The sequence below is a fragment of the Roseibium sp. genome, assembly GCF_025698965.1.
Taxonomy (GTDB): Bacteria; Pseudomonadota; Alphaproteobacteria; order Rhizobiales; family Stappiaceae; genus Roseibium.
The window spans coordinates 1-6,373 of sequence record NZ_JAILWL010000386.1 but is presented as its reverse complement, the minus strand read 5'-3'; the positions used below and the strand labels follow the sequence as shown (position 1 = coordinate 6,373).

At 56.2% G+C, this 6,373-nt stretch carries 4 protein-coding genes and 1 pseudogene; 3 read left to right on the top strand and 2 right to left on the bottom strand.

From position 1 onward, the window contains the following. A partial coding sequence (locus K5905_RS24660) for a hypothetical protein (protein ID WP_297589006.1) occupies positions 1-1,081 on the top strand: 1,081 nt, incomplete at its 5' end. A gap of 633 nt (positions 1,082-1,714) precedes the next feature. Here the strand turns inward: K5905_RS24660 and K5905_RS24655 are convergent. Continuing rightward, the gene (locus tag K5905_RS24655; protein ID WP_297589003.1) at positions 1,715-2,881 is read right to left on the bottom strand and encodes an acetyl-CoA acetyltransferase; all 1,167 of its coding nucleotides are present in this window, start codon (positions 2,879-2,881) and stop codon (positions 1,715-1,717) included. A gap of 567 nt (positions 2,882-3,448) precedes the next feature. On the opposite strand from K5905_RS24655, the gene K5905_RS24650 reads away from it, so the two are divergent. Together K5905_RS24650 and K5905_RS24645 are read left to right on the top strand one after the other, a co-directional pair. After that, positions 3,449-5,119 carry an alpha-glucosidase gene (locus K5905_RS24650; RefSeq protein ID WP_297589000.1) on the top strand — a complete coding sequence of 557 codons (1,671 nt, stop codon included), beginning with the start codon at positions 3,449-3,451 and terminating at the stop codon, positions 5,117-5,119. 85 nt (positions 5,120-5,204) lie between these two features. After that, on the top strand, positions 5,205-5,993 hold the full coding sequence (locus K5905_RS24645) for a glycosyltransferase family 2 protein (RefSeq protein ID WP_297588998.1): 789 nt from the start codon (positions 5,205-5,207) through the stop codon (positions 5,991-5,993). 20 nt (positions 5,994-6,013) lie between these two features. Here the strand turns inward: K5905_RS24645 and K5905_RS24640 are convergent. Further along, positions 6,014-6,373: pseudogene (locus tag K5905_RS24640) on the bottom strand (response regulator); the annotation flags it as partial.

The following is a 6,373-nucleotide window of genomic DNA, read 5'->3' as shown; positions in this document are numbered from 1 at the left end:
TCGAATGCTGACAGCAGCCAGCCTGGTTATGGCGATTGCCGCCGGCCAGGCAACGGCCGCTTCCGTGGAGAGCTTCCGTTCAGGCGGCTGGAATGGCAGCGCTTTCACCGATGATCAAAGCGGATTGTTCAGTACCTGCGTGGCCTCCGCTTCTTATCGCAGCGGCATCACGCTCTACGTCCAGGTGGATACCACATTCAGCTGGGCCATCGGATTTTCGTCGCCGAACTGGGACATGGAAGTCGGCTCAGATATCCCGCTGCAATACCGCATAGACCGGGGCGACTGGCAACGGGGTGTTGCCAAGGCAACCTCCAAGGACCTTGCACGGATGCAGATGCCCCAAGGCGGGTACATCATCACGCGGTTTCGGCGCGGCCGGACACTTTATGTGTTTGACGGCACTCACAATTACGAATTCCGGTTGACGGGAACCTCCCGTCTGATGGCACGGCTTGCCCAATGCGTGGAACGAAACTCCGCCAAATACGGCGCAGCCCCCGGAATGGCCGAGACAACCGACACGGCACTTTCCGGTGGATTGGGACAGTCCGCACCGGCAAAAGACACCTCAGCCTCCAGCTCAACCAACGACCCTCAGCTGGCTGTCGAGGCAACACAGGCCCTTTTCAATCTGATGGGCAGCACAGGTCAGTCAAGTCTGAAGCTCATCCCCGACGGCCAGCGCGAACAGGACCTCAACGGACTACACGCGGTCGCGGCCGATGACGCCCGAACACTGGTCGCCCATATCTTTGCACCAGGGAGCTATCAGAGCGAAAGCGAGCTCATGTCGCTTATCATCGGCGACAGCCAGAAAGCCTGCGCAGAAGGCAGTTTCTCCTCCGGCACGCAGCGCATTACCGAAAACGGCAAAGAGCTCTATACGAGCTATGCCAATTGTGAAGCAGGAGACTTCCAGCTGAAGGAACGTGTTGCGATCATCAATCGGAAAGCCGGCGGCATCTTCGTTTATGGTGTGGCGGACACTTACATCGGTGAAGGTGGCGGCAAACCGGTCTCGCCGCCGGATCTGTCGGATAAAGCATTCTATGGGGCAGCAGCAACGGCGGCGGATTGAGATTTGGTTGTCAGCAACCTGACGTCTCCTAGGGTCCGCAGATCAAAGTAGATGGTAACTTCCCTCACCCTGTCATCCCTGCGAAGGCAGGGATCCAGTAGTCGTTGAACTGCTGCTTCACCCAATTGCTGGTCACACGGAGTACTGGATCCCGGCTCGCACTGCGCTTGGCCGGGATGACAAACGAGGGGTAGCCATTCCAATGCACAGGCGGCAAATCATCTCCGGATCGATGCAGAATGGCAGCGCCCGGCTCCCTAAAATTGCCATCTCTGCGAAGGCAGGGATCCAGTAGTCGTTGAACCGCTGCTTTGCCCAATTACCGGCCACACGGTCTACTGGCTCCCGGCTCGCGCTGCGTTTGGCCGGGATCACAACCGTGAGATAGCCATTCCAATGCACGGGCGGCAATTCATCTCCGGATCGATGCAGAATGGTAGCGCCCTGATCTCCGACATTGTCATCCCTGCGAAGGCAGGGATCCAGTCGTCGTCGAACTGCTGCTTTGCCCAATTACCGGCCACACGGTCTACTGGCTCCCGGCTCGCGCTACACTTGGTCGAGACGACAATAGTGAAACCATAAAAAAGCCGGCGAAATCCGCCGGCTTTTCCTGATCGCAAACCGGTTCCGTTACTTCATCGCCTGAAGCACTGAGACATAGTTGGCAACTGCGGCGCCGCCCATGTTGAAGATACCGCCGAGTTCGGCGTCCTTTACCTGGATATCGCCGGCCGAGCCGGTCAGCTGCATGGCGGTCAGAACATGCATGGAGACACCCGTCGCGCCGATCGGGTGGCCCTTGGCTTTCAGGCCGCCGGACGGATTGACCGGAAGTTTGCCATCCATTTCGGTCCAACCCTCCAGAACCGCGCGAGCACCTTCCCCTTCCGGCGTCAGGCCCATGGCTTCATATTCGATCAGCTCGGCAATCGTGAAACAGTCATGGGTTTCCACAAAGGAAAGGTCCTCGATCGCAAGGCTCGCATCGCCGAGCGCCTCACCCCAGGCCTTCGAGCAGCCTTCAAACTTCAGAATGTCGCGCTTGGACATCGGCAGGTAATCCTGAACATGCGCCAGACCGCGGAACGCAACGGCCTTCTTCATGCCGAGCGCCGTTGCCGGATCGGTCAAAACGAGGGCAGCCGCGCCGTCGGAGACCAGCGAGCAGTCGGTTCGTTTCAGCGGACCGGCCACAAACGGGTTCTTTTCGCTCTCTGCGCGGCAGAAGTCGAAGCCGAGATCCTTGCGCATCTGGGCATAAGGATTGTTAACGCCGTTCTTGTGGTTCTTGGCGGCGATCTTAGCCAAAGCGTCGGACTGATCGCCGAATTTCTGGAAATAGGCATCGGCGATCTTGCCGAAGACACCCGCGAAACCTGCGGGGATGTCACCCTCTTCCTTGAGATAGGAGGCTTTCAGCAGGTTCTTGCCGATTTCCGGGCCAGGGGTCGTCGTCATCTGCTCAACACCGACGACAAGAACGAAGCGTGCGCTGCCAGAGGATATCGCGCGGACGCCCTGATGCACTGCGGCAGAACCAGTGGCGCAGGCATTTTCAACGCGGGTGGCAGGCTTGAAGCGCAACGCCGGATCGGCCTGTAATACGAGGGACGCTGTGAAATCCTGCGCAGAGAACCCGGCATTGAAATGACCCAGCAGGATTTCATCCACGTCTTCCGGTGAAATCCCGGCGTCGTGAATGGCATCGCTCGCCACCCTGACAATCATGCTTTCAACGGTCTCATCTGCGTGTTTGCCGAAGGGCATATGTGCCCATCCCACCATGGCTGCCGTCATGACATTTCCTCCAGATTTCTAACTGCAAGGTGGGTTTCGGGAACACCGGTTCCAGTCCCATGCCGATTTTACAAACGCCACCTTACGAAAATTCAGCAGGCCCAGACACTCCCAACTTCCATGCTGCTTTGCAAGAAGAAATTGACCTAAACGTCATCATTTTTTGATTTCATATTTAAAATCATATAATTAAACAGAATTTACGCTAGCTAATGCCAACCATTTCTTCTGCGCCGCACACAACATTCAGCATCAAACCAGACTGTCTTTCGCGGATTAACGTTTTATTCATATGTCTGTCACGTATGCGTTGTAGGAAGACGTTGTTCCAGGCAAATTCGTTTTTCGAGACTTTTCAGTTGCTCCGCCGGTCCTGCCTCGCAGGGCCGGTTTTTGCTTGTTCAGCCCGGAATACCGTCTGGAAATCTCGAAACGGACTTTTCCCCATTCACGGGTAATCACGGGACTTTTTACTTAAGGTCTCTTGACCTTCCGATCCGCGGCATATAGCCATTCAAAGCGCTTTGAGTTTTAAACGCCATCACAAGGGCGGAACGGAGACCGGCAATGTTCGAAGAAGCCGAAATAGGCCAGGAGGCCGACATGCCAACAAACATCGTCAGGGACCCCGACTGGTGGCGAGGTGCGGTGATCTATCAGATTTATCCACGTTCGTTTAACGACACCAATGGCGACGGCATTGGTGACCTGAACGGTGTGACCGAGCGCATGGATTACATCGCTTCGCTCGGCGTGGACGCAATCTGGCTATCCCCGTTCTTCACCTCCCCTATGGACGATTTCGGCTACGATGTTTCCGACTATGAAGATGTCGACCCGATGTTCGGCACCCTGGCGGATTTCGACCGGATGACCAAGGCTGCCCACCAGCGCGGTCTGAAAGTGATGATCGATCTGGTGATCTCCCACACCTCCGACCAGCATCCGTGGTTCAAGGAAAGCCGTTCTTCGAAAGTCAATGCGAAGGCAGACTGGTTTGTGTGGGCCGATGCAAAACCTGACGGCACACCGCCAAACAACTGGTTGTCGATATTCGGCGGTCCAGCCTGGGAGTGGGATAGTCGCCGGTGCCAGTATTACATGCATAATTTTCTGGCCAGCCAGCCGGATCTGAACTTCCATAACATGGACGTTCAGAACGCCGTCCTGTCGGCGGCACAGTTCTGGCTCGACCGGGGCGTCGACGGATTCCGTCTTGATACAGTGAATTTCTATTTCCACGATGCCGAGCTGAGAGACAATCCACCACTCAGTGCCGGTGAGATGCCCTCTACCGTGGACCCGACCAACCCGTACGGCTACCAGGACCACCTTTACGACAAAACCCGCCCGGAAAATCTCGTCTTTCTGGAAAAACTGCGTGCGCTTCTCGACAGATATCCTGGAACGACGTCCGTAGGTGAAATCGGTGCTGACGGACAGGCTGTGGAACTGACCTCCTCCTACACCGAGGTCGGCAAGCGCATTCACATGGCCTACAGCTTCGACCTGCTGACACCACAGCATTCGGCCGCATATATTCGTCGCATCATTGAGGAAATGAACGCCGGGATCGGTTCCGGCTGGGCCAGCTGGGCGCTGTCGAACCACGACACCAAAAGAGTCGCCAGCCGTTGGGGCGAAGATCTGGATCCGGCGAAATTCGCACCGTTGGAAACTGCCCTTTGCGCGTCATTGCGAGGGACACCGTGCCTCTACCAGGGTGAGGAACTCGGGCTGAAACAGGCCGATGTCCCCTTTGAAAAACTGCAGGATCCTTATGGCATTCGCTTCTGGCCGGAGTACAGGGGTCGCGACGGCTGCCGTACGCCAATGCCTTGGACGAAGGATAACGCACATGCAGGCTTCTCTGACGCTGAACCCTGGCTTCCGGTGGCGCCTGAACATCGTGAACAGGCCGCTTTTGAGCAGGACAAGAATGAAAATTCCATTTTGAACCGCAACCGGGCCTTTTACGCGTGGCGGCAGAATCATCCGTCCTTGAAAAAAGGGGACATGACCTTCCTTGACAGTCCGGGAGAGACACTCGTTTTCACCCGCAGTTTCAAGGGAGAAACTGTCTTGTGTGCCTTCAACCTGGGAACCGCCGAAGAGACGATAACAATTCCGGGCATGGATCTGGAAAGTCTGAACGCTCCCGGCTTCACCGGCTCGATTGATGGCTCTTCGATTTCCCTGAACGGCCTCGATGCGATTTTTGCGCGGGTAAATTCCTGATTTCTTTTCTTCAAATTGACCTCCGGCGCGGCTAAATAGTCGCGCCGGGGCTTTTCCGGCCAGTTCAAACCGCGCCGGATGCTGAATGACAAACCGCCTGCCTTTATCCGTCTTCATCATTGCGAAAGACGAAGCCGACCGGATATCGCGCCCGATCAGGAGCGTGATCGATTGGGTTGACGAAGTCATTGTCGTTGACAGTGGCTCAACGGACAACACGGTCGCGGTTGCCGAGGAACTGGGCGCGAAGGTGGTTTACAACGATTGGCCCGGATATGGTCCGCAAAAACGTTTTGGCGAAGATCAGTGCCGAAATGACTGGCTGCTCAACCTGGATGCAGATGAAGAGGTGACACCGCAGCTTGCCGGAGAGATTCAGGCGAAATTCACCGATGGCAGCTTTGCTGAAGCGGATAGCTGGCGCATCATGATCCGGGACATGTATGTGCATGAAGATGCTCCTGCCCGGCATGCTTACGGCTATCACCAGATCCGTCTTTATGACCGGCGCAAGGGTCGTTTTTCGGAGTCCACCGTTCACGACACGGTGCGCCCAAAAGACGGCGCCAGGGTCGCCAATCTTTCCGGCATCATGGCGCATCGTTCTATCCGCTCGCTCGACTTCCAGGTCGGCAAGTACAACCGCTATTCGGGCATGCAGGTGGAGGAAATGCGCTCCAGGGGCAGAAAGCTGCCACGCATCCGCCTGCTGACCGAGTTTCCAGTTGGATTCTTCAAGGCCTATTTCGTGCGGAAATACCGCAAGTACGGCTGGTGGGGCTTTATCCTGTCCATGAACTACGCCCATGCCCGGTTTTTAAGAGTCGCCAAGGCCTATGAGGCTGAACTTTTGGCCAAAAAAACCAAAACTTAAGCAGTCACAATGCTGCAGGTTCAGGTCGGGTCCACCAGGACCTCTTCCTCAACTGCATGCCGCTCGACCCGGATCGGCTGACGCACGCCGGACGTGTGATTGAAATGTTCCAGCCTGCGGATCGTGGTCGGGGTAAGCGTGTGCCCGCTGGAAAGAACCAGTTCGTGGCTGTTTTCTGTCAGAACATCATCCATCAGAACATCTCCGGGTCTCAGTGAACGAATGTAACACTCGCTGACCTGCCCCTTCTTGTTGTCCGGAATATCGTCCAGAAGAACGGCCTTGGCCATATCCAGAAGGTCGGGATCATATTTGCGTCGATTGATCGAAAGGGCCTCGAACGAAGCTGCATCGGGTCCACTTTCCGGACTGGCATACCA